22 protein-coding genes and 1 riboswitch are annotated in these 24,832 nt (G+C 57.0%); of the genes, 11 read left to right on the top strand and 11 right to left on the bottom strand.

Features of this window, described 5'->3' with window-relative positions; genetic code table 11:
• Nucleotides 1-180: 180 nt before the first annotated feature.
• A complete protein-coding gene (locus tag MWC30_RS11530) occupies nucleotides 181-1,728 on the bottom strand; it encodes a benzoate-CoA ligase family protein (protein WP_244084331.1) in 1,548 nt (515 codons plus the stop codon).
• Between the two features lie 298 nt (nucleotides 1,729-2,026).
• Between MWC30_RS11530 and MWC30_RS11525 the strand changes: the two genes are divergently transcribed.
• The gene (locus MWC30_RS11525; protein WP_244084330.1) at nucleotides 2,027-2,866 is read left to right on the top strand and encodes a ThiF family adenylyltransferase; all 840 of its coding nucleotides are present in this window, start codon (nucleotides 2,027-2,029) and stop codon (nucleotides 2,864-2,866) included.
• Here MWC30_RS11525 and thiS read toward each other — a convergent pair.
• The 4 genes from thiS to MWC30_RS11505 all read right to left on the bottom strand — a co-directional run bounded on the left by thiS (nucleotide 2,841) and on the right by MWC30_RS11505 (nucleotide 6,990).
• Nucleotides 2,841-3,053, bottom strand: a complete 213-nt coding sequence (gene thiS / locus MWC30_RS11520; protein WP_244084329.1) for a sulfur carrier protein ThiS — start codon at nucleotides 3,051-3,053, stop codon at nucleotides 2,841-2,843. The two genes, MWC30_RS11525 and thiS, sit on opposite strands and share 26 nt — an antisense overlap.
• Before the next feature lie 92 nt (nucleotides 3,054-3,145).
• On the bottom strand, nucleotides 3,146-5,509 hold the full coding sequence (locus MWC30_RS11515) for a xanthine dehydrogenase family protein molybdopterin-binding subunit (protein WP_244084328.1): 2,364 nt from the start codon (nucleotides 5,507-5,509) through the stop codon (nucleotides 3,146-3,148).
• A gap of 73 nt (nucleotides 5,510-5,582) precedes the next feature.
• Nucleotides 5,583-6,041 (bottom strand): (2Fe-2S)-binding protein, encoded by a 459-nt coding sequence (locus MWC30_RS11510; RefSeq protein ID WP_244084327.1) that lies wholly within the window; start codon nucleotides 6,039-6,041, stop codon nucleotides 5,583-5,585.
• Nucleotides 6,042-6,105: 64 nt separating this feature from the next.
• On the bottom strand, nucleotides 6,106-6,990 hold the full coding sequence (locus MWC30_RS11505) for a xanthine dehydrogenase family protein subunit M (RefSeq protein ID WP_244084326.1): 885 nt from the start codon (nucleotides 6,988-6,990) through the stop codon (nucleotides 6,106-6,108).
• A gap of 646 nt (nucleotides 6,991-7,636) precedes the next feature.
• Between MWC30_RS11505 and MWC30_RS11500 the strand changes: the two genes are divergently transcribed.
• From MWC30_RS11500 to MWC30_RS11485, 4 genes are all read left to right on the top strand, one after another.
• The gene (locus tag MWC30_RS11500; protein WP_244084325.1) at nucleotides 7,637-8,518 is read left to right on the top strand and encodes an IclR family transcriptional regulator; all 882 of its coding nucleotides are present in this window, start codon (nucleotides 7,637-7,639) and stop codon (nucleotides 8,516-8,518) included.
• 114 nt (nucleotides 8,519-8,632) lie between these two features.
• A complete protein-coding gene (locus MWC30_RS11495; protein ID WP_244084324.1) occupies nucleotides 8,633-9,490 on the top strand; it encodes an amidohydrolase family protein in 858 nt (285 codons plus the stop codon).
• A gap of 34 nt (nucleotides 9,491-9,524) precedes the next feature.
• Complete coding sequence (locus MWC30_RS11490) at nucleotides 9,525-10,037, top strand: hypothetical protein (RefSeq protein ID WP_244084323.1); 513 nt, start codon at nucleotides 9,525-9,527, stop codon at nucleotides 10,035-10,037.
• Nucleotides 10,034-11,605, top strand: coding sequence for a nitrogen regulation protein NR(II) (locus MWC30_RS11485; RefSeq protein WP_244084322.1), 1,572 nt, complete (start codon nucleotides 10,034-10,036; stop codon nucleotides 11,603-11,605). Before MWC30_RS11490 ends, MWC30_RS11485 begins: the two co-directional genes overlap by 4 nt.
• Here the strand turns inward: MWC30_RS11485 and grdA are convergent.
• The 4 genes from grdA to MWC30_RS11465 are packed head-to-tail and all read right to left on the bottom strand — an operon-like array spanning nucleotide 11,592 to nucleotide 16,166.
• Nucleotides 11,592-12,056, bottom strand: coding sequence for a glycine/sarcosine/betaine reductase complex selenoprotein A (gene grdA / locus MWC30_RS11480; protein WP_244084321.1), 465 nt, complete (start codon nucleotides 12,054-12,056; stop codon nucleotides 11,592-11,594). The two genes, MWC30_RS11485 and grdA, sit on opposite strands and share 14 nt — an antisense overlap.
• A gap of 50 nt (nucleotides 12,057-12,106) precedes the next feature.
• A complete protein-coding gene (gene grdC / locus MWC30_RS11475) occupies nucleotides 12,107-13,552 on the bottom strand; it encodes a glycine/sarcosine/betaine reductase complex component C subunit beta (RefSeq protein ID WP_244084320.1) in 1,446 nt (481 codons plus the stop codon).
• Between the two features lie 10 nt (nucleotides 13,553-13,562).
• Complete coding sequence (gene grdB, locus MWC30_RS11470; protein ID WP_244084319.1) at nucleotides 13,563-14,870, bottom strand: glycine reductase complex selenoprotein B; 1,308 nt, start codon at nucleotides 14,868-14,870, stop codon at nucleotides 13,563-13,565.
• A gap of 9 nt (nucleotides 14,871-14,879) precedes the next feature.
• Nucleotides 14,880-16,166, bottom strand: coding sequence for a glycine/sarcosine/betaine reductase component B subunit (locus tag MWC30_RS11465; protein WP_244084318.1), 1,287 nt, complete (start codon nucleotides 16,164-16,166; stop codon nucleotides 14,880-14,882).
• 216 nt (nucleotides 16,167-16,382) lie between these two features.
• Nucleotides 16,383-16,520: riboswitch (cyclic di-AMP (ydaO/yuaA leader) on the top strand.
• 60 nt (nucleotides 16,521-16,580) lie between these two features.
• Between MWC30_RS11465 and MWC30_RS11460 the strand changes: the two genes are divergently transcribed.
• The 3 genes from MWC30_RS11460 to MWC30_RS11450 are packed head-to-tail and all read left to right on the top strand — an operon-like array spanning nucleotide 16,581 to nucleotide 21,124.
• Entirely contained in the window at nucleotides 16,581-18,548 is a 1,968-nt protein-coding gene (locus MWC30_RS11460; RefSeq protein WP_244084317.1) for a potassium transporter Kup, read from the top strand.
• 52 nt (nucleotides 18,549-18,600) lie between these two features.
• Nucleotides 18,601-20,442 carry an ATP-binding protein gene (locus tag MWC30_RS11455; protein WP_244084316.1) on the top strand — a complete coding sequence of 614 codons (1,842 nt, stop codon included), beginning with the start codon at nucleotides 18,601-18,603 and terminating at the stop codon, nucleotides 20,440-20,442.
• A 16-nt stretch (nucleotides 20,443-20,458) separates the two neighbouring features.
• Nucleotides 20,459-21,124 carry a response regulator gene (locus MWC30_RS11450; RefSeq protein ID WP_244084315.1) on the top strand — a complete coding sequence of 222 codons (666 nt, stop codon included), beginning with the start codon at nucleotides 20,459-20,461 and terminating at the stop codon, nucleotides 21,122-21,124.
• A 22-nt stretch (nucleotides 21,125-21,146) separates the two neighbouring features.
• On the opposite strand, the gene MWC30_RS11445 is transcribed toward MWC30_RS11450, so the two are convergent.
• Nucleotides 21,147-21,689: a pyruvoyl-dependent arginine decarboxylase gene (locus tag MWC30_RS11445; RefSeq protein WP_244084314.1), complete on the bottom strand. Its 543-nt coding sequence runs from the start codon at nucleotides 21,687-21,689 to the stop codon at nucleotides 21,147-21,149.
• A 206-nt stretch (nucleotides 21,690-21,895) separates the two neighbouring features.
• On the bottom strand, nucleotides 21,896-22,510 hold the full coding sequence (locus MWC30_RS11440) for an outer membrane beta-barrel protein (protein WP_244084313.1): 615 nt from the start codon (nucleotides 22,508-22,510) through the stop codon (nucleotides 21,896-21,898).
• 69 nt (nucleotides 22,511-22,579) lie between these two features.
• Between MWC30_RS11440 and MWC30_RS11435 the strand changes: the two genes are divergently transcribed.
• From MWC30_RS11435 to MWC30_RS11425, 3 genes are all read left to right on the top strand, one after another.
• Complete coding sequence (locus MWC30_RS11435) at nucleotides 22,580-22,735, top strand: hypothetical protein (RefSeq protein WP_244084312.1); 156 nt, start codon at nucleotides 22,580-22,582, stop codon at nucleotides 22,733-22,735.
• A 236-nt stretch (nucleotides 22,736-22,971) separates the two neighbouring features.
• On the top strand, nucleotides 22,972-23,370 hold the full coding sequence (locus MWC30_RS11430; protein ID WP_244084311.1) for a PaaI family thioesterase: 399 nt from the start codon (nucleotides 22,972-22,974) through the stop codon (nucleotides 23,368-23,370).
• Between the two features lie 7 nt (nucleotides 23,371-23,377).
• A complete protein-coding gene (locus tag MWC30_RS11425) occupies nucleotides 23,378-24,613 on the top strand; it encodes an MFS transporter (RefSeq protein WP_244084310.1) in 1,236 nt (411 codons plus the stop codon).
• Nucleotides 24,614-24,832 lie beyond the last annotated feature (219 nt).

Here is a 24,832-nt window from a genome sequence, read left to right as displayed (position 1 = left end):
TTTTGCGGAGCCTTGTATCCGCAAAAACCCTCACAGGCTGTCAGAGGACCGCTCGCAGGCTCTCTGAGAATGACGAATTCTTCTTCCTCTCCCTCGAGGGAGAGGGCTGGGGTGAGGGTGAGAGGGAGTTTTCAGACAGCCTCTCATGGGCAATTCACGATTGGTAATGGAGTGGCTGCCTTAATTTGCCGGTTTTCTCAGTTCGAAGCGCTTGATCTTCCCCGTGGCGGTCTTGGGGAGCTCGTTGAGGAAGACGATCCAGCGGGGAAACTTGTAGTGGGCCAGCTTCGTCTTGACATACTCCTTCAGCTCCTTCTCCAGCTTTTCATCTGCGGTGTAGCCGCGATCCAGGACGACAAAGGCTTTGGGCTTGATGAGGTTTTCACTGTCCGGGGCGCCGATGACGGCACATTCCAGGACGGCGGGATGTTCGATGAGGCACGCTTCGACATCGATGGGTGAAACCCAGATGCCACCCACCTTCAGCATGTCGTTGGTTCGCCCCACATAGAAGTAGTAGCCGTCAGCGTCTTGGTAGTACTTGTCGTCGGTATTCAACCATTCACCGAGGATGGTGGCTTTCGTTTTCTCGTGCTTGTTCCAATACCCCGCACAAATACTGTCCCCTTTGACCAGGAGCGTTCCCACTTCCCCATCGGGGACATCCTGGAAATTTTCATCCACGATCCGTGCTTCATAGCCGGGGACCAGCTTGCCCGAACTCCCCGGTCTGATGTCGTCGATGCGATTGGAAATGAATGTCTGGCAGGCTTCCGTGGAGCCAATGCCGTCAATGATCTTGACACCATGACGCTCCACCCATCGTTTGAAAATGTCGGCAGGCAACGCTTCACCGGCAGAGACACAAACCCGGACCCCATCCATGCTTCCCTCTGCCGCCAGCATGCTGCCGTAGAGTGTGGGAACACCGTAAAATACCGTCGGCTTGTAGCGGCGGACCGTCTCGTACACCGATTCGGGGGTCGGCCGCACCGGGAGATAGACCGCCGTGGCACCGACACTCATGGGGAAATAGAGCGAGTTGCCCAAGCCATAGGCAAAGAACAGCTTTGCCGCCGAGAAACAGACGTCGTCCTCCCGAACCCCTACCACCTGTTTTCCAAAAGTTTCGGCACAGTAGACCATGTCGTGCTGCAGGTGAATCGCTCCCTTGGGCATTCCCGTGGATCCCGAGCTGTAGAGCCAGAAGCAGGAGTCATCCGGGGTGGTGGGGGCCGCTTGAAGCTCCACGGATTTTCCGGCAATGAAATCGCTGAAGGCAAGGGTACCGTCCGGGGCAGGCCCATTCGCCACAACAATGTGCTCCAGGAATTTGAGATTTTCTTTGACTTCCTGAATGTTGCTCAGCAGGGTCGCGTCGACGATGAGGACCCTTGCCCGGCCGTCGTTGAGGAGATACAGATAGTCCTTGGGACGCAGGAGCGTATTGAGACAGACGGGCACGGCCCCAATTTTGACGGCCCCGAAGAATGCCTGGGGAAAGATCTCCGTGTCCAGCATGAGAAGGGCTACCCGCTCTTCCAGCCTCACGCCGAGCCCCTTGAGGGCGTTGCCCACCCGGTTCATACCGGCCTGGATATCGGCGTATGTGAAGGAACGATCCTCACAGATCACGGCAGTCTTCTGGCCCCGGCCTTCCCGCACATTGCGATCCACGAAGTAATCTGCCGCATTGAAGAGCTCCGGAATCTTCAAGTCCAGTTGCATTGTCTTTCTCCTTTCCATCTCCCATGGGATGCCGGATGACATCGGCTCACTCCTTGGAAAATCCATGGTTCAAGTGCCTCAAATCCAACAGCGTGGCAATAGGGAAACGCCCCCCTTCGCATGTTGTTAAATGCCCAAAACTCAACTATCTTGAGAGCCGATAGCGGTTTAGGCTTGTGGCAGGAAATAGACCTCCGTCCTGCCTGCAATCATCTGTGCTTGAGGGGCAGTCATTGGCCGAGCACGAGAGCGAAACATCCTGTTTCCGAATTCAAGCGAGAGCGGGGAGAAGATACCGATGGCGATAGACAGGGCACTGTCCGACGAGCAGACAAAAAGGTACAGGAGGCAAATCCTGCTGCAGGGCGTTGGAGAGGAAGGCCAGTTGAAGCTTCTGCAATCAAGGGTCCTCCTTGTGGGCGCCGGCGGACTGGGCAGCCCCATTGCGCTCTACCTTGCCGCAGCCGGCGTCGGTGCATTGGGAATTGTCGATTTCGACAGGGTGGATCTGAGCAACATCCACAGGCAGATCCTCCATGGGACCGGCGATGTGGGCAGACCCAAAACCGAATCGGCCATGGCGACGCTGCTCCGCACCAACCCGGATATGGCCGTCACTGCACACCAGGAGCGTTTCACCCCGGCCAACGCCCTGAGCCTGGTTGACGAATACGACGTGGTCGTCGATGGAGCGGATAACTTCGAAACCAAATTCCTCCTCAACGACGCGGCCTACTTTGCAGGAAAGCCCTACGTCTTCGGAGGAGCCGTCGGGTTCGACGGCCAGGCGAGCCTCTTTTTTCCCAAAGGGGGCGGTCCCTGCCTCCGATGCATGATTCCGGAAATCCCCCCACCCGGTACGGTTCCGCCCTGCGACGAAGTCGGTGTCCTCAATGTCCTTCCCGGACAGATCGGGCTGATCCAGGCCGGTGAGGTCCTCAAATTCATTCTCCGCATCGGCAAGAGCCTCCTGGGCCGATTCCTGGTCTACAATTTCCTGGAAGGGGATTTCAGAACCATCACCGTGCCCAGGAACCCCAGGTGTCCCCTATGTGGGGAAAACCCGACCATCACCGACCTTTCAGGGGGCTACACGGGAGCGCCGGAGTGCATCACCCCCCCATCTCCAGATGAATGACTTCCACATCATCCCCTTCCCTCAGGAGCGTAGCGGAGTAGTCGTTGAGATGCACGAACTTCCGGTTGAGCTCTACGATGACATCGGGCCGGACGGTCTCTTCCAGGATATCGAGAAGCTTTTCCAGCGTCGTTTCGCGCGGGACCTCCATCTCAAAGCCGTTTGCAGTGATTTTGATTCCGTGCACCTTTTCTCCTCGAGGGCCGCATGCCCCCTTCCGGCCTTGGCTCCATGAAAACGGTAGAGCCGGACCGGAGGGAGGCGCTTGCATCCAGCACCCTAGATTTTATTTTTTTGCTTATATTCCTTGAGGGCCTTGTGTACCCTCTCAGGATTCAATGGAAGCTCGTAAATCCTGACTCCGACGGCATCGTACACAGCATTCAAAATGGCGGGGATGGTAGCCATGATGTTGCCCTCCCCCACTTCCTTCGCCCCGAAAGGCCCGTTGGGCTCGTTGCTTTCCACAACGATGACCTCCGTCGGCGGCATATCCAGGGCAGAGGGGATCTTGTATTCCGCCAGGTCGGCATTGAGGATGCGCCCCCTGGCGTCAAACTTGACTTCCTCGAACAACGCCTCCCCCATGCCCATGGAGAGCGATCCCTGCATCTGTCCTTCAACCGATGTGCGGTTGATGGCCCTCCCGCAGTCGTGGGCATCCACCATTTTATCGATGATGATCCTTCCCGTTCCTTCATCCACGGTGAGCTCCACGATCTGGGCGGAACAGCCGTATGCAGGAGAAGTCCCCACGGCGGCGCCCTTGAATTTTCCTCCCAGCTCGGGTGGCTTGTATTTGCCGGTGCCCACGATGCTTCCCCTGGCAAGATAGGCGATACGGGAAGCCTCCCGGAAGGAGAGCTCATCCTCTGCGCCCGGGTTGTCGACCCAGCCTCGGTGCTCCTTGATGTAGCGGGTTCTCAGTCCGCTGAAATCGGGCTTTTCCTTCTTGAAGACGATGAGGCCCTTTTTGATATCCATGTCCTCCATGGGAACATTCAGTTCTTTGGAAAGGACTTCAAGCACCTGGCGTTTGACATCTTCCGCCGCTTCCTTCGTGGCATGACCCGTCATGAGCGTCTGGCGACTGGAATAGGCCCCCAGGTCCACGCCGAAGTCCGTATCGCCGGACTCAAGCCTCACCATTTCCAATGGAATTCCCAGCGCTTCTGCCGCGATCATGGCAAAAGCCGTGTCCGAGCCCTGCCCGATTTCGGCCGAGGCCGTATAAACCAGGGCGGTTCCACCGTCCTCGGTGAGCTTGATCACCACCGTGCCGTGAAAGGTGTCGGAGCGATAGATGGGATAGCCGGCGCCGGACACGAAGAACCCGCAGGCCATGCCTATGCCCTTGCCTCTGGGGAGCTTGCCCTTTTTATTTTTCCACTCGGAGGCGTCCCGCACCGCCTCGATGCACTCCTTCATGCCGAGACTGCTCATGTTCAGGTCGTTGCAGGTGATGTCACCGGCGGTCATGATATTCTTCAGGCGCAATTCAACGGGATCCATACCGAGCTCTTCGGCAATCATGTCCAGCTGCTGCTCCCAGCAGCCACGGGCGATAACGCCGCCATGCCCGCGCTGTGCGCCGCAGGCGGGAAGATTTGTGGCGATCCGGTACCCGTCGTATTTCATGTTGGGCATTTTGTACGGCCCGCCCAGCAGGGATCCGGCATAGTAGACCGTTGCGATTCCAAAGCTCGAATAGGCGCCGCCGTTCATATAGCATTCATGCTTGAGGGCCAGGATGGTGCCGTCGCGCTTCACTCCCGTCGTCATCGTATGAAAGAACTGGTGCCTCGAGCGGCCGTGGTAGAAGACCTGCTCCCTTTCGAAGTTCATTTTGACGGGCTTCCCGGTTTTCATGGACATCAGGCACGCCGCCAGTTCCATATGGTTCGCCGAGGCCTTGGCTCCGAACCCGCCTCCCACGTAGGGCTTCACCACCCGGACCTTTCCTATGGGCATTCCCAGCACCATGGCCACACTGCGCTGGGTATAATGGGGGACCTGCGTGGAGGAGTAGAGGGTCAGGGTTCCGGAATGGTCGTAATAAGCGATGCATCCCTGAGGCTCGATGAAGGCGCAGTCCTGGCGTTTGTTGACCAGGGAGGTCATCTTGATGAGGTCGCATTCCTTGAAGGCCGCCTCCACGTCACCGAACTCGTTGTGCACCTCCGCACTGATATTTCGAGGATAAATGTCGTGCACGAGAGGCGCGCCTTCAGCCATGGCCTGTTCGATGGTGAAGACCGCGGGAAGATCCTCGTAATCCACCTTGATGAGAGAAACGGCCTCCAGGGCGGTTTCCAGGTCGACGGCCGCCACCGCCGCCACATTGTCGCCCACGTGACGGACCTTGTCATGGCAGAAGATGGTCTCATCGTACCGTGCGGGGCTCACCCCATACTTCACCAGGCCCGCGTCTTCCCAGGTGACAACGGATTTCACCCCCGGCAATTGCTTCGCGGCGGAGGTATCGATGCCGCGGATCCTGGCGTGAGCCAGGGGACTCTGCAGCAGCGCGCCGTAAAGCATGCCCGGCATGGTCATATCATCTATGAACAGGGCCCGCCCGGTGGCTTTGTCGGGGGCATCGATTCTGGGTGCTTCCGTACCGATCACATCATATCCGCTCATTCATATCTCTCCTTGCATGCTGTCGCTTGCCGCCCGTGATGCGGCGGCAGACTGTTTGCAACCCAGGACAACGCTATTTACCGACAGATTTCACTGCATCGACAATCTTCTGGTAGCCCGTACACCTGCAAAGATTCCCCGATATGCCTGCCCGTATTTCCTCCTCGGTGGGATTTGGATTTTTGTCCAGCAGGCTCTTGGAGGAAAGGATCATACCCGGCGTGCAGAAGCCACACTGGATGGCGCCTTTTTCCACGAAGGCCTTCTGTATCGGATGCATCCCCTTTTCCGTCTCCAGCCCTTCGATGGTGGTGATTTTCCTTCCATTGGCCTGCATGGCCAGAACCAGGCACGAATTGACCGGGATACCGTCCATGATCACCGTACACGACCCGCAGTCCCCCACCTCGCATCCCTTTTTGGTCCCCGTCAGCCCCAGTTCATATCGAAGCATATCCGTGAGCGTCTGATTGGGCTCGACAGCCACTTCATATTCTTTATCGTTGATCGTCAGTTGAATGATTCTTTTCATGAACCGTCTCCTTGATGAATGATCCCTGATCATGGTCAGCCGCAAAGGGGCCGATGCGCCATGGCTAATGCCCCAAAGCCTCCTTCCAGGCCAGATGGAGCGTCCTGCTGGTCAGCACTCCCACCATGTCTTTTTTGTATTCGGCCGAGGCCCTGGATTCCGCGGAACCCCGGGGGGCCGCTTCCTGCATGGCTGCCTCGCCGGCTCTGGCAAAGAGCGTTTCACTGGGCTTCTCACCCACCAGGAGCTTTTCCGCAGACACAGCCCTCAAGTCCGTCGACCCCACGCAGCCCATGACGATTCTGGCGTTCTTGATGAACCCGTCAGGCCCGTCCAGGGTAATGAAGGAGGCGACGTTGACCACGTTGCAATCCCGACACTTGCGAATGCCTTCGTTGATGTAGCCGGCGCCGGAATAGAGGGGAGGCGCATCGATCTGAATTTCCGTCAGGATTTCATCGGGAGCGATTTCCGTCAGCCCCGCACCGAGAAAAAAATGATCCAGGGATACAACCCGTTCTCCGGACGTCTTTTTCAAGACAACCCTGGCACCGTAGGCAATCAAGGAAGGGGGCAGGTCGGCCGACGGACTCGCCGTCACAACATTGCCGCCGATGGTTGCAAGGTTTCGGACCAGCGGGTTCCCCAGGGCTTTCGCCCCCGCACAGAGGGCGCGCCATCTTTTTACGATGGCCTCCGAGGCCGCCACATCGGCGACTGTGAAACAGGGACCGAGCTTCAAGCCGTCGGGAGAGGTTTCGATCTTTTTCATTTCTTTGATTCTTGTGATGGAAACGACCTGTTTAGGGGTGCTCAGCTTCTTCTTCATATCCACCAGCAGGTCCGTCCCACCAGCAAGGACTTTGGCCCTGGTGCCGTACTCCGCCATGATCTGACAGGCTTCCTCGAGCGTTGCCGGTTCATGGAAATCAAACTTGGGCAGGAGCATTGTGTTTCTCCTTTCACGTGATAAAGTAAAGGTTTGATAGAAACTTTACATTTCAACAAAATCTCCGGGGAATGGCGCAGCAGGCCACGCATGCAGGGTTGCGTGATGGAACGGCAATGAGAAACAGGAGGCTTGGAGTGGCAGAAAAAGAACCGGGCTCATTGGCAGCGGCTTTCCACGAGGGCATGCGCACTCGATCTTCCCAAATTGGCGGAGGTACCGGCAACCTTTTTCATGTGTATGAACCGTCATGCAATAAATTCACTGAATTGAATCGAGATTCGCTTTGATTCTATTCGTAACCGAAGATTATTGTCAACAAAAAAGGTTTGCATTATGTATTTAAAAGCATATATTAAGCATCGTATCCACATGGAAGCCCTCTGAGCTGAATCAGATTCTATCATATTGATTTATATTAATAAATATTTTGAATTCCAGAAGATGCATGGCAGATAGCAAATGACAGAGGCTTCAGACGGTTCCTTTTTACCCCATGATGAGTGGTAAAATTTTACCGGGAATTCGTTGGATCAAAGAGCCACGGCCGGGGTTGTTTTTTGTATCCCTCCATCCCATTTTTTCGCTATACTGAATTTTTGAAAAGTGAAGCCCCTCACAACGAGCAATGGTAGGTAATACGCTAATGCCCAAACAAGACCGCATTTCTCAGCAAAACGGATATCAAGCTCCGGCAGTTCACAAAGCGTTCCAGCTCCTGCGGACAGTCGCGGAGGCCCCGCACGGTTTGCGGCTCGTCGAGCTCGCCGATCGGCTGGGATACAGCAGGAGCACTACTCACGGTCTGGTTCACGCACTGTTGCGGGAAAAGGCCCTCATCCTGGGCGATGATGCCCATGAGCTTTTTCTTGGCCCGACGGTCGCGGATTTGGCTTTCGCCGATTGGAGGTACGGGAAGGTCAACAGGCTCGCTCAGCCCATCCTCAACGAGATCCGCGATCGGACGGGCGCAACCGTTTTCTTGGGGGCTCGCATCCGGACGCGCGTCATGATCACTGCCTCGGCAGAAGCTGTGGAGTCTTTAAAAATTTCAGCACCGATGGGAACAACCCTGCCTCTGTTTGCCGGTGCGGTCTGGAAAGTGATTTTGGCCCAGGAGACGCAAGAGTCTATACTTCAGCTTGTCAGTGAAAAGGGGCTCCCTCGCTTCACCTCCAAAACCATCACGGATGTTGAGAATTATCTTGCCGAATTGGAGCAGATTCGTGCCCAGGGGTATGCCACGGATGATGAAGAGTACATTTCAGGAGTTTGGGCAGTTGCAGTGGCGGTGAACAATAAGCGAGGGCTGCCTCTGGCCATCTGGGTCGTGGGAATATCGAGCGACATGAGCTCCGAAAAATTCAGCCAAATCGCTGAAATTGCCACAATCGCAGCCAAGGACCTGAGATTGCGACTGAAAGAGGCCATGGAGAGCAGATCGAGATCCACGGAGCCAAAGCCCGAAGACCTGCAGTATGTTCCACCGGGGAAAGATGGAAACGCGTTGTCATCCGCCAGTCCCTGAGGAACAGTTTTTTGATCCGTCATCCACAAAAAGACTGCAGCCGGGATGCGTGTTGCAACGCCCTGCAGCAAGCTCTCGATTGCGGCGCCCAAGCATGCATGGAAAGGAACGGGAATGCCCCGCGAAGTCATCGATGTTCATACTCACTGCTTCACATCACCCAAACATACCGACCGCGTCCGAGAGGGACTCGCCGCGGCCATGGCTGAGGGGCTCATCCGGATGGTCGTGGTCGGGCTCGTCAACACGAAGCTCGACGCGGAGCAGATGTGGGGGTTGATCCCACGGTACGTGGACAATCGGGGAGATCCCCTTTTCCATGAAGTGGATAACCTCCTGACCCTCGCCCGGGAGCACAGGCCGACACTTTTGCCCTTTGTCGACACCCGTCACCTCTGGGGCGGCGACGTGAAGACCCGCCTCTCGGACTACATGGAGCGGGGTTTTCGGGGACTCAAGGGGATTTACCTCGCCGACGACGCCAACGACATGAAGCTGCAGAGCGTTCCCGAAGCCCTCGGAATCTCCCTGAAAGCCTATCACGAGCGCGAATGGGAGATCTTCGGTTACGCAGAGACACACCACCTGCCCCTGGTTTACCACATGGATGTGCAGCATTACGCCGACGTGGCCTCAGCCCTGCTGAAAGACTTCCCGAACGTTCGGGTAGACTTCCCTCATTTCGGGATCAGCCGCAAGGGACTGGGCAAGCTCCTGGACCGGTACCCCAACGTCTTCACCGACCTGGCCTCCATGCTTCCCTACATTCGGAAATCGCCCAAAGGCTACCGGGAATTCATCCTGCATTACCCCGAACAGGTCTGCTTCGGTTCGGATGCATTTCTTTACGAAGCCGAGACCATCGTGGAGTACATTCGGGTTGTCGAAGAGCTCGAGCTTCCCCGGGAAGTGGAGAGGCTCGTTTTATCCCAAAACCCCCGTCGTTTCCTGGGAAAGGCCTTCGGGGACTGAGCCACGGCCCTTCACGGGCTTCGGACGCACGATCATGAAACTTCCCACGGTGTCAGCCCGCCAACCTGCGGAAAACCGACGACAGCCTGCCCTGCCATGGATGCTGCCCATCGCCCTTTTGCTGTGCTTTCCCGGTGAGGCCCTCGCCCTGCAGGTGCATGGCGAGCCCGAAGGGCTTTATGTCCATCAGATGGCGCACCTCCATTTCATTTTCGCCCTCGGCTATTTTTTCCTGGATATTCGCCGCACCGGCTTCAGCGGCAAAGGTTGGCTTTTTCTGCAGTTTTTCTGTGGAGTCATGGTTCTCTGGAACCTGGTGGCGTTCATCGGCCATCAGGCCGAGGTCCTCATCACGCCCGATCAATTCGCCCACAGTGAAGACTACCTCCGGATGCGCCTCCTCGGCCCCCTCTCCCTCCAGAAGGTCATCTACTATCTGACCAAGATGGATCACCTGGTGATTGTCCCGGGCCTGCTCCTGCTCTTCCTCGCCATGCGCTCGTTCTACAAATCCATTGAAAACGAGCCCACCGGGAGGAAAAAATGAACAGCATCCCCCTCCTCCCCACCATCGCCATCGACATGATCGGTTCGATGGCCAACATTGTCTTTTCCTTTCTCGCGGCCTACTACGCTTATAAACTCACCAGGAAGCAGCCGGACAACTTCCTCTGGAGTTACCTGTTCTATGTCACCCTGGCCATCGCTGCCTTCTGCATTTCCAGGGCGGCCGGCCACCTTCTCAAGAATATCCTTTACGTCCTCGGCAACCGCGACCTCTGGAAGGTCTTCGCCCCCTATTCGGGAGGGTTCAATACCCTGTGCATGATTTCCGTGTCTGCGGTGATGATTTTTTATCACCAGGGAGTCCAGGCCTACGAGGCTGTGGAGCAGAAAGCGGCCAAGCTGCAGCAGTCGAAGATACGGCTGGCCCGGGCTGCCCGTGCGTTGAAGGAGCTCAATCTCCATTTGGAGGAAAAGGTCGAGGAGCGTACAGCGGAACTTTCCGAATCTGAGAAAAAATTCCGGCACCTCTTCACGGCATCGAAAGACATGGTCTTCTTTGCCGACACCTATCATGCCATTGTGGAGATGAACCCGTCAGGCTGGGAGATGCTCGGCTATACCCACGAGGAGATTGCCGCGCTCTCCCTCACACGGATCTTCAAAAATGAAGGCGATGTCGCCACTTATGCGTCCATATTGGAGAGAGACGGCTATCTCATTGATTTCGAGGCTGAATTTGCCAAGAAAGATGGGTCGGTCATCGACGTGCTGCTCTCCGCCACCGCCCTCTATGACGAAAAGGGAGCCGTGATCGGCTCCGAAGGAATTGCCAAGGATCTCACCCGTCTGAAGACCATGATGGAGCAGCTCGTATCCAGTGAGAAAATGGCTTCGGTGGGGCAGATGGCGGCGGGGGTCGCCCATGAGATCAATACGCCCCTGGGAGTCATCCTGGGATATGCTCAGTTGATGATGGATGACTTCGAGCCTGATTCTGAAATCTACCAGAATCTGCAGGTGATCGAGAGGCAGACGAAAGCAAGCCGCAAGATTGTCGCCGATCTGCTGAAGTATTCACGGCAGTCGGGCAGCGTCAGGGAAAACCTCGACCCCAACGAGATTGTTTCGGATGTGGTGGCCGTCACGGGACACAATTTGAACCTCAACCATATCGACGTGCACCTGGAACTGGCCGAGGGAATCCCGACGATCACCGGCGATGCCGAAAAGCTGCGGCAGGTCGTCATGAATCTCGTCAATAACGCCCAGCAAGCCATGGAATCCCAGAAGGGAGGCGATCTCTACTTCACAACCCGCTATGATGCACGGCGCTCCAGGGTCCTCATCGAAGTCCGGGATACCGGCAAGGGCATACCTGAAAAGGTCAAAGCCAGGATCTTTGACCCCTTCTTCACCACCAAGCCCGTGGGCAAGGGCACGGGCCTGGGGTTGTCGGTCTCTTACGGGATCATCCAGGAGCATGACGGCGTCATCGAGGTTGAAAGCCCGGTGAGGATGCCCGACAATACGACCGTGCCGGGAACCCTCTTTCGACTCGTGCTGCCGGCGGCCCGGGAAAACGCCGTCCCATCCTTCAAACCTGAGTGATCTTTTCCCTGATTTCCTTGAACTTCCTGCTGATTGTCTCAGTGTCGGCCACTATTTCCATAAACCCGGCCTGCTCTTCATAGACATCTTGAGGGATGTCGTTTTTCACTTCGGATTCCAGGATATGATACACGGGAAGTCTCAACGAGACTCCTGCCAGTGGACCTGCGAAACTGGGATCTCCCAGGGTGACGGTCTCCGCCGTGACCTGAGCCACTTCCGGATCGACCGCCCCGATGACCACCACCAAATCTTCGACGCCTCTCTCATCCACCAGTTTCTTGATGATGGTCTGCTTTTCCATGTCCACCGCGCCCGCCGCCGTTCAGACGAAGCATTCCGTCGCGGCGAAAACCACCTCCGCGCCGGCCGCTGTCACGCACTTTTCAATGGCCGGGGCCGGCACCCCGTCCCGGTCTCCGAAAATGATCACTTTTTTCCCTTTGAGCATCGCAGTCATCCTCTTCTCTTTGCGAGTTTGGTTCAAGGCTTCCCGGTCGTTCAAGCCTTGCCGGGATTCTTTTCGAGCAAAAAAGACAATCCATCCGAAAGCTGGGTCATCCTGCCGAGAAAGAGGCTGCCGCGAGCGATGAACATGGCATTCTCCATTTCCCCTTTCCTTATGGCGTCAATGGCATGGCCCAGGAAGGGAACCGCCGCCGGGATGTGCCCCTGGGTGGGGGAAAACCCGGGCATGCCGTGATCCATTACAAACCGGTCGATCTCTTCCCGCTTGAGCTCTTTTCGCAATACGCCCAGGGCTCCGATCATCCGGTAATTAGTCAGCGGCACATTGCCGCTCCCCGCCGGCACGGTGACTTCCGGGTTCTGGAGCTCCGTTGCGTACTTATCGACTTCCGTGACCTTCTTTCCCAACTTATCCAGGGGTTTCAGGACGAGGGATTCCATGATGCTCTGTTGAGAAGAGCCGGAACCGATGTCATGCCTGCCAATACTGTCCAGGCGGATAATGGGGCTCTCCCCATCGTTCCCGGTCACCAGAAAAGCGAGTCCCCCCAGCACATCCTCCAGGATGGGCATCCCCTTGGAAACATGTCCCTTGAATTTCATCCCCAATTTGGCCATGGATCCCCCGCCCACCACGGCCACTCTTTGGAACAACCCTGCCTTGACCAGGGCCGCGGCATGGAGAATGGCATACAGGGGCCCCACACAAAAAGCTTTGATATCACAGCCCGTCGCGTGAGCACAGCCGCACATCTCCCCAATGGCTTTGGCCAGTCCTCCGCCCCCACGGTTGTATCGGTCGCCGACCGCTTCCTCGGAACAATTGAGGATGAAATCGATCTCGTCCGGCCGCAGCTTTGCATTGTTCAGGAGATGCGTCAAAGCGAGAGCACCCGAAGTTTTGGCCAGAAGATTTTCCATCAGGACGTGGGCCTTGAGGGTATCGTCCTGCTCGTGGTGCCTGTGGACGCAGCCCACCACCCGGCCGTCGCGATAGAGGGGAAGCGATCCATGATGCTGAATGCGCTCGTCGATCCGCCCCCGTTCCATTCCGGCATCGACTTTTTTCAGGTCGGAATCCTTCCAGAGCGGATTTGACCGTAAAGCTCCACTCAAGATCGGCGCCGTCTCCTTGTCGAGCCACACGAGGTCGAAATCGTCCGCGAGCTTCATCAAAGCCAGGAGCTCATCTTCCGGCATGCTCTCACCATAGGGTCCGCAGCGGGAAGCACCTTCGAGAGGGTGGCCGTACCACGGCTGCTCCATGTCGTTCAACCGGTCTGGGTGGAGATTGCCGATGTAGACCTGGTTGGGAGCATAGGCAACGGCCTCCTGGAAGGTCCTGAGGTGGCTTTCGATACTCGGCAAGACGGCATCCGGATCGTCTGCGATCTCCCGCATCGGCTTGGATCCATACCGGACGAAATTCGGAGCATGAGCCAAAATATAGGAACATGTTTTAATGATGGGATCAGGCATGACACTCCTCTCAGAAAACCGTTTGCTCGTCAATCTTGGTTTCCAATGCACGCAGCGCCTTTTCTACCAGGGCTCTGCGCAGGGTTTTCTCCTCATCTCGGGTCCGGGTGGGATCACCCAAGGGATGGGGAATGGCGATGGCGGGCACGATCCGGTTTGCTCCCACTGTCCTGGAGATGGGAACGATGCTGCAGATGTGAACCGCCGGGATGCCCGCTCTTTCAATTTCTTTGGCCATCGTTGCGCCGCAACGAGTGCAGGTCCCTCAGGTGGAGCTGATGAGGACAGCCCCCACACCATCCCGCACGAGGTCTTTGGCGATTTCCCGGGCGAACTCCCTGGCCCTGGCCACCGATGTGCCGTTTCCCACCGTGGCATAGTAGTACGGATAAAGTTTTCCGATGGCTCCCTCCTGCTCCAGGTCTCTCACCACATCCAGGGGGAGCACGCGGTGAGGGTCCTCGTTGGCATAGGTGGGGTCGTAGCCCCCATGGGCCGTTTCATGGGATTCGGGTGACAGTCGCTTCAAGCCGCCGATGTTATACTTCCCGTATTTCGTCGCACTGGAGGATTCCACTCGGTCCGGATTGCCTTTGGGAACAATCCCGCCGCTGGTGATGAGGGCCAGGGTGATCTCGTACATGCGCTCCACAGGAGGCAGGGGGGCCACGCGATCGAAAACCGGCATGGGGTATTCAGTGACATAGTCCTCGCCTTTCAACTTGCGCAGAAGCATCGCCACAGCCCTCGCCGCACCGGTCTCCGAGGCAAAGGTGTTCCGGCGGATCCCCCTCGGCAGATATCCTTCCTCGCCGGGAGCCCCAAGCGATTCTTTTCGAGCAAGCTTGAGGGCAAGGCGGGTCATGAGCTGGGCGGCGTCCCGCATTCCGGCGGTGGTGGCCTTCGTTTCCACGATGGTGACATCTTTGCGGTAAGATTCGACGCCCGGATTTTCAGGAAACATCCCCGTCACAACAGGAATCCCCAGCCGCTTCGCCACAGCGGCACATACCGCACCGCAGGCCATTCCATACCTCCCCGCATTGAAGGCGGGGCCGGCCACCACCACGTCGGGGCGATAACCCTCGATGATCGCCAGCACCGCTTCTGCTGCGTCATCCATGTGCTCTCCGAAATAATTGTCCCCGCAGATGACCGTGGCCGTGATCTCGACTTCCCCACCGAAGAGCTCCTGGAAAAGGACGCCGGGACCTATGGGACCCGCTTTGACCAGAGGCTCCACATCGGCCTTGTCTTCTCCCCCGATCTGCCCGAAAAATTGATTGAGATAGTGGATTGCCTTCAGCTTTTTTCCCATGAAATCCCCCTATTCTCCCCGAGCGTACAAGGTTTCGAAGCCCAGTTCATTGGTTGCTCCCATGACGACCTGGAGCTCGGCTCGGATCTCACCCTCGACAAGACAGCCGGACTGTCCTCCCGCCATTTTTTCAATGACTCGGATATCGCCGATCACCTTCCCCATGGGTGGCAGGATGATCTGTTCATTGGCGTTTCCCACACTCACGACGGCATCGGCCCTGGGAGTCGTATCGGCAAGGGACTGAGACGCTCCATCGATTCCCGCAAACTCGTCGGTGAGCAGAACGGTGCGAATGCCTCGCTCTTCCAATTTGGAACAGGTCATCATGGCATCCGCATCGGGATTGCCAAAACCTTCCTTGGAGAGGACCGCTCCGTCGGCTCCAAGCATTTCCAATAGTTTGACGGCATATTCCGAAGACCGCATCTTGTCTCTGAGGGTCACATTGGCGTTGGTGACCACGGTCCCGACATACTGCAGATCGATGCCGTCCCTCGCCATGAGCTCCTGGATGATGGGATTGTTCTGATGGTGATAGGTGGTGTTCTTATCGCACGCTGAAACGCAGTTTCCGCTCACAATGGCCCCGTCCATGACTTCGGTGGGCAGGATGAGGGTAGGAAGGAGCATCTTCACATCGCGCCCGTAAAGATACGTATCATGCAGCAGGCCCTGGCTCAGGAGCATATAGACATAAGCCACCCGGGGAAGATCCGTGGCGGGGGGCTTGGCTTCCAAAAGGCGGCGCACCTCGAAACGCTCCACCCGGGCCGGATCAACATGACGGCCCGCTTCTCCCAGGTAAGCGGCAGCGCGCAATCCCGCCAGCCGAAGTGCTTCTTCGTGGTCGTGCCGGGAGATGCCTTCTTGAACGTCCACCACCAGGACTACGTTCAGCAGCCTGGAAAAGGAAGTATAGCGGGCACCCGGACCGGTCATGTCGATCATCCCTTCCTGGAACCCCACGACCTGCCCAGCAGTGACGACGGAGCATCCCTGGAGGACATGGGTCCTTCCCGTCCCCACCGTTTCCACGCCCGAAACCAGGCCGGGAAAGATCCCACCCTTTCCCTGGACCTTGACCCGGGGCTCGACGACATCCTTCACGGGAATGATCCGCACACTCTCCCCCGGCCGGGCGATGTCCACCTGCACCCCCGTGATACGGGAGTCTCCCTGCCTCGCCCTTTCCAGAAGCTCCTGCCGGTTGATGTGGAGAACCGTCCCTTCGATGAGGGTTTTCGCCCCCCACTCGATGGCCTCAATGGGTATGCGCCCCAGTTCCAGAACCATGATGCACCCTCCTTCCGACAGCGGGAAAGCTCCGGCAGTGGTTCGAAGCATCCCTTCTGTTTGCATATGGGCTTTGACTCGAAAAACGATTTTTTTTCATTCTAGCATTTTTTGCCGCTACGATTGTACAGCTTCGTCAGGATTCATTCCCTGGAGCCGTCCTTGAGCAATCTCTTATCGCTTCACTAATTTTCTCAGAACTGGTAAATAGGAATCAAGAAAGCAGCGTCGAATCCAGCCACAGCCGGCTGGAACGGGGAACCCGGGTATCTGGGGCGCATCGCCTTCAGGCGTAGGACAACCTCATCGGTCCGAGCCCTACAGCTAACCTCGTAGACGTCGATGGGGAGAGACCTTCCGGACCTGTTGCCCGGAGGCGTGACCTCCCGGGAAGAAATGGTTTGGAGGAACTCCATGAGCGCATCTTCGACCTCAGGGGCGGAGCAGTCGCCTCAATCCGTCTCGGCAGAACCTGTCTCGCCATCCCTTCACGGAGAATCAAGCGGAAATTCCCCTATCAAAAGGAAACTGGTCCTGGCTCTGGGAGCACTGGGAGTGGTTTTCGGCGACATCGGCACCAGCCCGCTATACACCGTCAAGGAATGCTTCCACGGCCCCCACGCCATGACCATTACCCCCGATAACATTCTGGGCGTCATGTCCCTGATTTTTTGGTCCCTGACGATGGTGGTGACCGTCAAGTACGTCATGTTCATCTTGAGGGCCGACAACCATGGAGAGGGCGGGATTTACGCCCTGGCCGCACTCTTTTTGAGCAAGGGCAGGAACAGTGTCGCTCCCCAGCGGGTGAACCTGCTGGTTCTCCTGGCCATCTTTGGGGCTGCCCTCCTGTGCGGTGAAGGGCTCATCACTCCCGTCATCTCCGTGCTCTCGGCCATGGAAGGGCTCAATGTGGCCACGACGGCCGCCGAGCCTTTTGTTCTGCCCATCTCCTGCGGCGTCCTGCTGGGCCTCTTCCTCGTCCAGAGCCAGGGCACGGAGCGTATCGGCAAGATTTTCGGCCCCATCATGATCTTTTGGTTTATTGCGCTGGGTTTCCTGGGTTTCATGCAGGTCGTGCGCTCGCCGGGAATCCTGGCTGCCCTGGACCCCCGCCACGCCGTCCACTTTTTTGCAGTCAATGAGCTGCACGGTATCGTGGTGCTCGGTTCCGTGGTGCTGTGCATCACGGGATGCGAAGCCCTCTACGCCGACATGGGGCATTTTGGGCGCGGTCCCATTCGGCTTTCGTGGGTCGTTCTGGTCTTTCCCGCCCTCCTGCTGAACTATTTGGGGCAAACCGCCCTCGTGCTCGAAGATCCACAGGCGGCTGTCCATCCCTTTTATGGGCTGGTGCCCCGGCTGCTCCTCTATCCCATGGTGGCCCTGTCTACCATTGCGGCGGTCATCGCCTCCCAGGCCATGATCTCCGGCGTATTCTCCCTCATGCAGCAGGCCATTCAGATCGGCTACTGCCCCCGGCTGCGCATCATACACACCTCGGGCGAAACCAAGGGCCAGATTTACATGCCCTGGGTCAATTCCATGATGATGATCGGATGCCTCGGCCTGGCTCTGGCCTTCAAGAAATCCAGCAATCTGGCCGCAGCCTACGGCATCGCCGTGACAGGCACCATGTGCATCAGCACGCTCATCTATTTTTACGTCACCCGCTACAACTGGGGCTGGCCGCGCTGGAGGTCCTTGCTCCTTGCCGTCGTCTTCCTGTGCTTCGATCTGTCTTACTTCGGGGCCAACCTCCTCAAGTTTTTTGACGGCGGCTGGTTTGCAGTGAGCGTCGCGGTCTTCCTGTTCATCATGATGGTCACCTGGCGGGACGGCCGGGCCATTCTCCGGAAGCGTTTCGAAGAGGCCCAGGTTCCCCTCGATGTTCTCATGTACGACATCACGACCTACAAACTGGTGCGGACTCCCGGTACTGCATTCTTCCTCTCGGTATCGCCGACGGGTACTCCCCTGGTGCTGCTGCACCTGTTGAAGCATAACGAAGCCCTTCCCGAAAGAGTGTTCATCCTCTCCATTGGCACGACGGATACCCCTTATGTCCCACGGGAGAAACGACTTGAAATCACCGACAAGGGGCTGGGGTTTTACCGCATTGTGGCTTCCTACGGCTTCATGGAAACCCCCAGAATGCCGGAGATCATCGATCTGGCCAATGAGCAGGGCATGGATGTGGATAGTTTTGCCACTTCCTTTTATTTGGGTCGTGAATCCCTGCTGACCACCGGTCCCAGCAAGATGGCCCGCTGGCGGAAGGGACTCTTCGCCTTCCTCTCCCGCAACGCATGGAATGTGTCCACCTTTTTCGGTATCCCCCCTGGGCGCGTGGTGGAGTTGGGGAGTCAGGTAGAGATTTAATCGTCTTCAGACAAGAGACCGCTGCCATGGCTGACTTCGACGGCTGTTTCCCGTGAAAACCCTTCGTTCGAAAATATTCCTGGGCTACGGCGCAGGCATGGTGATCGTGGCGCTCATCCTGGTGTTGGCCATTGCCCTCCTTTTGCGCCTGGGGAGGGCCTCCGACGCTATTCTCCAGGAGAATTATCTCAGCACCCTGGCTGCTGAAAACATGATCAACGATATCGAGCGCCAGGATTCGGGTGTCCTCCTGATCCTCCTCGATTTCAAGGAGCTCGGCATCAAGGAGCTCCATGAGAGCGAAGTGGGCTTTCTGCAATGGCTGGGCCGGGCCAAGGACAACATCACTGTCCCGGGTGAAAGAGAGGTGGTGGAAGCCATCGAAAAGCATTACACCGCCTACCTGCAGGACGTGTCCCAACTGCGGCTCACAAGGGAAATGGATCGGGATCACGCTGTCGCACTCTATCATGACCAGATTCTACCTCGGTTTCGGACGATCCGCGATACCTGCATTCAACTTCGGACGCTGAATCACGAGGCCATGTACACTGCCAGCAGGCAGGCGCGGCACCTGGCGGGGCAGGCGGTCCTGTTCATATCCCTCATTGGCGGCGCGGCTATCCTCGTCGGCATGACTTTCAGTCTCTTGCTTTCGCGCCTCATTTCCCGGCCGGTGACGGAGCTGAAGAACGCAGTATCACACCTCGCCGAAGGGGATTACTCAGTCCACGTGCCGGTGCACGGAGGGGGAGAACTGAGGCTCCTGGCCGAGGCGTTCAACGACATGGCCGAGAAGCTGAAGCATTTTCACAACATGAACATCGATCAGATGCTCGCCGAAAAGCGCAAAAGCGAGGCTATCATTCGCAGCGTGGACGACGGCCTCGTGGTGGTGGACGAAAAGCTCCTCATCACCAACCTGAATCCCAAGGCGACGGCTATTTTCCAGGTAGATCCCGAGGACGCCCTCGGCAAGCACGTCCTGGAGGTCGTGAGGGATGAGAGCATCTTTCAGGGACTGAAGGCTGCCCTTGAATCCGGTCAGCCTCCGCACCTGACGGATGAAGAGAACGTTTTGCCCGTCCCCAAAGACGATGGAGACCAGCTCTTCCAGGTGGCGATCCTGCCCATGCGCTCGCGCGCGGGCGTCATCCCGGGAGCCGTGCTGGTCCTGAGGGACATCACGCGAATGAAGGAACTGGAGCGCCTGAAAAGCGAGTTTGTCATGACCGCGTCTCATGAGCTGCGCACCCCCTTGACCAGTATCGGCATGTCGGTGGGGATGCTCATGGAATCGGCCGCAGCCAAGCTCACCGATCAGGAGCGGGAGCTCCTGGGCGTCTGCCATGAGGAAGTGAATCGCCTCAAGACGCTGGTGAACGATCTTCTGGATTTGTCCAAGATCGAAGCCGGCAGGCTGGAGATCTCCCTGGAGCCGGTAACGCCCGCTTTCCTGAGCCTGCAGGCGAGTACAATGATCAAACCGCAGGCTGAAGCTGGAGGAATCGCCCTCACGGTGGAAGTGCCGGAGGACCTGCCGGAAGTCCTGGCCGATCCCAACAAGATCGTTTGGGTCCTGGTGAATCTATTGGCCAATGCGGTGCGCTATACACCCTCTGGAGGCCATGTCCGGCTTCTGGGTGAAAGAGTCGGAGATGCGGTCCACATGAAGGTTCAGGATGACGGACCTGGGGTGCCTCGGGAGATGCAATCCCGCATTTTCGATAAGTTTGTTCGGTTGGATCAGGGCGAGGCCAGCGGGGGCAGCGGCCTTGGCCTGGCCATCAGCAAGGAGATTATCCGAGCCCACCGGGGGGGCATCTGGCTGGAATCCGAGCCCGGCCGGGGCAGTACTTTCACGTTCACTCTGCCTCTAGCCGGCAGGGTATGAGGAGCTTAGAGCAAAAATGGGAGCGCCACGTATTCTCATTGTGGATGACGAGCGGAACATCCGGCTGACACTGAAAGCTGTTCTGGATGCCATCGGACTGGAAGCGGACGCTGTCTTCCAGGGAGAGGAAGCCCTTCAAAAGCTGGCCGAAAAGACTTACGCCGTCATGATCCTGGATTTACGCCTGCCGGGAATGGACGGGCTGACCGTTCTGCGCCGGGCTGCCGAGCGGCTTTCCGAGACGAAAGTCATCATCATCACCGCTTACGGCACTGTGGAGGCAGTGGTTGAGGCCATGAAGCTGGGGGCGGTGGACTTCCTCCAGAAGCCCTTTGAACCTACGGAAGTGAGGGAAATCGTTGGCCGGGTGCTGGCCATCTCCGAAGGCGGACCCACGGCCTTTACCTATGAAAATTACCTCGACCTGGCCGGGAAAAGCATCGCCGAGAAAAAATTCAGCGCGGCCTTCGTGTATGCGCACAAGGCCATTTTTATCGATCAGCATCGGCCGGAGGCCTTCAATATTCTGGGAGGGTTGTACGAGATCCGGGACCAGCGGAAAGAGGCCGTCACCCATTACCAGGTGGCCAGGAAAATTGACGGGGCATACGCGCCGGCCCAGCAGAACCTGGAGCGCGCGACGGGAAAGCCCTACAGTAAAGTGGGAATTGTGTGGGGGTAGTGAGGAACCTGTCGAGCGCCTGTCATTCTATGAACACCACACAGGAGATCACCGTGGCGTAACAGCCCTTTTTGCCCTTGGTCACACAGGGAAAGGAAAGGGATTCAACGACTTTTCCGCTCATCTGGTAGATTTCACGTCGCTCGTCGTAGTCTTTATCGGGATCGAACTCGACACCCAGGGTCGTGGCCAGCATCGTTGACGCAAGGTCTTCAGCAAAATCGCCGAGCTCCATTTCCTCCTTTCCGTAGGAATGATATTCACTGATGTAGCCGTACTGATTTCTATCCGAAGGGAATGCAATCCCGACAGATGCGCCGATGATTCTGCCGTATTCATTCGTACTCAGCCTGGCCATGACGCAAAAGGTGATCTGCCCCGGCATGAGCAGGCTCAACCCTTCCTCCAGACTGATGATCTCGCAGTTCGGCGGGAAAATACTCGAGACGCTCACGATGTTTTGCTTTTCGATTCTGGCATCCCGAAGAGCCAACTCGTAGGACTGCAGCTCATTCTTGTGAAACCCCACACCCCTGGTCAGAAAAGCCTTTTGGGGAACGATCATGCGTATGCTCCTGTATCAATTCAAATGACGACACCTGCACATGGAAGTCGAGAATTGTCTGAAGCTGGGGAAGAGGGTTTGAAGGCCCCAAAAAACGAGTACAAGGGACAGGCGTCGGCTGACGCCGCTGCCTGCCCCTGCCGTTTTCTGCCAAGCGGATCTCCAGGAGACCGAGATCCGCCATTTGGACAAATTTCCTTATCTTCTCAAAACATGATTCCCACCTGGCCGCCGGCCCTGAAGTTGGAAGCACTCACGTCTGTATCGATGCCTCCCAGCTCGATGTCATCGGTCCACTGGTATTTGACATTGACGCCTGCAAACCATGGATCCATTCTGAAATTCAAGTCGGCGAAAAGTTGTCCGCCGAACAGCCAGTCGTCCTCACTGTCAGAGTACCTGTAACCATCCACATTGATATTGAAATAGTTGGCCGAAAGGCCGGCACCGACACCAAAATTCATAATGGGATCGATGGGAAAGACATACTTGACATTGAATTCGATCGGCACATAGTCCACATCCACATCCGTCTTGTACCGCCATCCATCGTAATAGCCGGTCGTATCGCTCGACGTCCCCGCCCATCCGGTTTCCATACCCAGGTAGAGATTGGTATCGAGCAACGCCACATAACCTTCAATTCCGATATAGACGCCGTTTTCAAGATCCAGATCCTCCAGGTCACTGTCTGTAAACCTGAAATAATCGACCTTCAGAGCGAGATTCCCAAAACCGAGCGGGAAGCTCCGTTGTGCGTAGACAGAGGGTGTGACAAACAGCACAGCAACAAGAATCGAGAAAAGTATCAATCTTTTCATAGCATTTCCTCCTCCTGGTTTTTTCTCGTTTTCAAAAAGTTCACTACTGGAAGGGTGGCATTGGACGCCATGGTGACCGCATGCCCCGACAAGCACGCCAAAGCCCTGCATGTAATTCTCCCCTCCCATTCCTGGGTGCATCATACCGGCAATGCGTCCGACAAAGCAACCCTCAAGATCACGCCCCTCGGCCGTCTAACAGACACCTGCGACGGTCGAACCTGATTCGAGGCATTTTCGCCCCTCAAGTCTTACACAGATCGGGGCAATCGCATGTAAGCCGTAAACCCGGAATCGCTGCCGGGCTGAAAGCTGCTCGGATCGATTTCTTTGTATGAGAGATATGGGAAGCTCCCCATGAAAAATAGTTGTATTCGATAAATGCTTCAGCCATTGGAAACGACAGGACCCCGACTGCTTCTCGAGAACACACGACCTGCCTGAAAAAAAAGGGGACAGCGATGGAGCACATGATCCAATTTTTCAAGAACGACAGATTTGCGGAGCGCGTCGGCATCGAGCTGCTTGAAGTGTCGGAGGGCAGCGCCCGGGCAAGAATGGAGGTCAAGGACCACCATCTGAACTCTGTCAACATCGTCCATGGAGCGGCTATTTTTTCCCTGGCGGACCTGGTATTTTCGGTAGCGTCCAATTCCCATGGAACCGTGGCTGTAGCCGTCAATGTCAACATCACGTTCATGAAAGCGGCTTCAAAGGGGACTCTTTTCGCCGAGGCGACGGAAGTTTCCAGGAATCCCAAACTGGCCTCATATACGATCCGCGTCACCGATGAAGCCGGTGAGCTCATCGCTCTTTTCCAGGGAATGGTTTACCGCAAGAAAGACAAGATTTTTCCATGAGGCTGCAATGAAATTCGCTGTTAAAATCCAGGGAGTTCACTACGGCTGGATCATCGTTGCCACGGGCATGCTGGTCCTGTTTTCCTGCCTCGGGCTTGCCCGTTTCGCCTATGCGATGCTTCTGCCGGGCATGCAGGCAGCGCTGGGTCTGCCTTATGAACGGATGGGATTCATCGGCACGGCGAATTTCATTGGATACCTCACGGCGGTCCTGCTGGCCCCTACCTTCATTTCACGCTTCCGCCCCCATCCGACCATCGCTGCCGCGCTCCTGCTGATTGCCTTCAGCTTGTCCGGCGTGAGCTGCAGCGGGAGCTTCTACCTCATCGCCTTCCTTTATACATTGACGGGCATCGGAACGGGATTCGCCAATATCCCCATGATGGTCCTGCTGACCTACTGGTTCCGCAGCGAGCAGAGGGGCAAGGCGGCCGGGATCGTCATTGCCGGCAACGGGGTTGGGATCATTTTTGCCGGCTTTCTCATTCCTCTGCTCAACCGCATCTTCGGTGACAACGGCTGGCGCCTGGGATGGCTGGCCATTGGAGGCATCGCCCTGGTGACCGCCGTCTGTGCGATGCTCCTGCTGCGCAGTCATCCTTCGGATCTGGGCCTGGAACCGGTGGGGCGCCCTCGCCCGGCCCCACACGACCCCATGGAGCCCCTCTATAAGCCCGCTGCGGGATCGATTCTCGTGCGTCTCGGCATTCTCTACCTGGTTTTCGGGGTCACTTTCATGATCTATGGGACCTTTATCGTCACGACAATGGTCAGGGAGTATGGATTCAGTGAGCAACAGGCGGGATTTTACTGGTCCTGGGTCGGTTTCTTCAGCCTGTTTTCAGGAGTCGGGTTCGGCACCCTCTCGGACACCATCGGGCGTAAACGAGGGCTGGCCCTGGTGTTCGCGGTGCAAACCACGGCCTACCTCCTGGCAGGTCTGAAGCTCGGCAGCGTGGCGTTGATGGCCTCCATCGTCCTCTACGGCCTGGCGGTCTTTGCCATCCCCACGATTATGGCTGCCGCCGTGGGTGATTATGTCGGCATCTCCAGGGCGGCCAGTGCCTTTACGACCATTACCCTCTTTTTCGCCGTGGGCCAGGCCATCGGTCCCGGAAGCGCCGGGCTCATTGCCGGGGCCACAGGCAGCTTCACCCTCACCTACCTCGTCGCCTCACTCCTGACCGCAGGTGCAGCCGTACTCGCCCTGACCCTCCCGTCACCCTCCGACACCCCATCGTGATTTCCTCCTGCCCCTTTGGCTGCACCTGCGATTCATTCCCTCACGGCAAATCGCAATAAGACTGGATTTCCAAAGCGTTATTGGAAAAAATCGTAACTTCTCAATAAGTGTAGGTGGGATCAACAATTGGACGAAAGAATGAGCATGGTGCCGGCTATCAGAACCAGCAGGGACTCCGTGGTTTTTCCGGAATGGATATATGCCAATCATTCTGAAGTG

The organism is Desulforhabdus sp. TSK, assembly GCF_022836495.1.
GTDB lineage: Bacteria > Desulfobacterota > Syntrophobacteria > Syntrophobacterales > Syntrophobacteraceae > Desulforhabdus.
Note: the sequence above shows the minus strand (reverse complement) of the source record. Positions and strands in the feature narration are given on the sequence as shown.

Bases quoted from the DNA above. Each gene is read 5' to 3' on its own strand.
- MWC30_RS11530 (WP_244084331.1), bottom strand. From the start codon at position 1,728: ATGCAACTGGACTTGAAGATTCCGGAGCTCTTCAATGCGGCAGATTAC.
- MWC30_RS11525 (WP_244084330.1), top strand. From the start codon at position 2,027: ATGGCGATAGACAGGGCACTGTCCGACGAGCAGACAAAAAGGTACAGG.
- MWC30_RS11515 (WP_244084328.1), bottom strand. From the start codon at position 5,509: ATGAGCGGATATGATGTGATCGGTACGGAAGCACCCAGAATCGATGCC.
- MWC30_RS11510 (WP_244084327.1), bottom strand. From the start codon at position 6,041: ATGAAAAGAATCATTCAACTGACGATCAACGATAAAGAATATGAAGTG.
- MWC30_RS11505 (WP_244084326.1), bottom strand. From the start codon at position 6,990: ATGCTCCTGCCCAAGTTTGATTTCCATGAACCGGCAACGCTCGAGGAA.
- MWC30_RS11500 (WP_244084325.1), top strand. From the start codon at position 7,637: ATGCCCAAACAAGACCGCATTTCTCAGCAAAACGGATATCAAGCTCCG.
- MWC30_RS11495 (WP_244084324.1), top strand. From the start codon at position 8,633: ATGCCCCGCGAAGTCATCGATGTTCATACTCACTGCTTCACATCACCC.
- MWC30_RS11490 (WP_244084323.1), top strand. From the start codon at position 9,525: ATGAAACTTCCCACGGTGTCAGCCCGCCAACCTGCGGAAAACCGACGA.
- MWC30_RS11485 (WP_244084322.1), top strand. From the start codon at position 10,034: ATGAACAGCATCCCCCTCCTCCCCACCATCGCCATCGACATGATCGGT.
- grdC (WP_244084320.1), bottom strand. From the start codon at position 13,552: ATGCCTGATCCCATCATTAAAACATGTTCCTATATTTTGGCTCATGCT.
- MWC30_RS11465 (WP_244084318.1), bottom strand. From the start codon at position 16,166: ATGGTTCTGGAACTGGGGCGCATACCCATTGAGGCCATCGAGTGGGGG.
- MWC30_RS11460 (WP_244084317.1), top strand. From the start codon at position 16,581: ATGAGCGCATCTTCGACCTCAGGGGCGGAGCAGTCGCCTCAATCCGTC.
- MWC30_RS11450 (WP_244084315.1), top strand. From the start codon at position 20,459: ATGGGAGCGCCACGTATTCTCATTGTGGATGACGAGCGGAACATCCGG.
- MWC30_RS11445 (WP_244084314.1), bottom strand. From the start codon at position 21,689: ATGATCGTTCCCCAAAAGGCTTTTCTGACCAGGGGTGTGGGGTTTCAC.
- MWC30_RS11440 (WP_244084313.1), bottom strand. From the start codon at position 22,510: ATGAAAAGATTGATACTTTTCTCGATTCTTGTTGCTGTGCTGTTTGTC.
- MWC30_RS11435 (WP_244084312.1), top strand. From the start codon at position 22,580: ATGGTGACCGCATGCCCCGACAAGCACGCCAAAGCCCTGCATGTAATT.
- MWC30_RS11430 (WP_244084311.1), top strand. From the start codon at position 22,972: ATGGAGCACATGATCCAATTTTTCAAGAACGACAGATTTGCGGAGCGC.
- MWC30_RS11425 (WP_244084310.1), top strand. From the start codon at position 23,378: ATGAAATTCGCTGTTAAAATCCAGGGAGTTCACTACGGCTGGATCATC.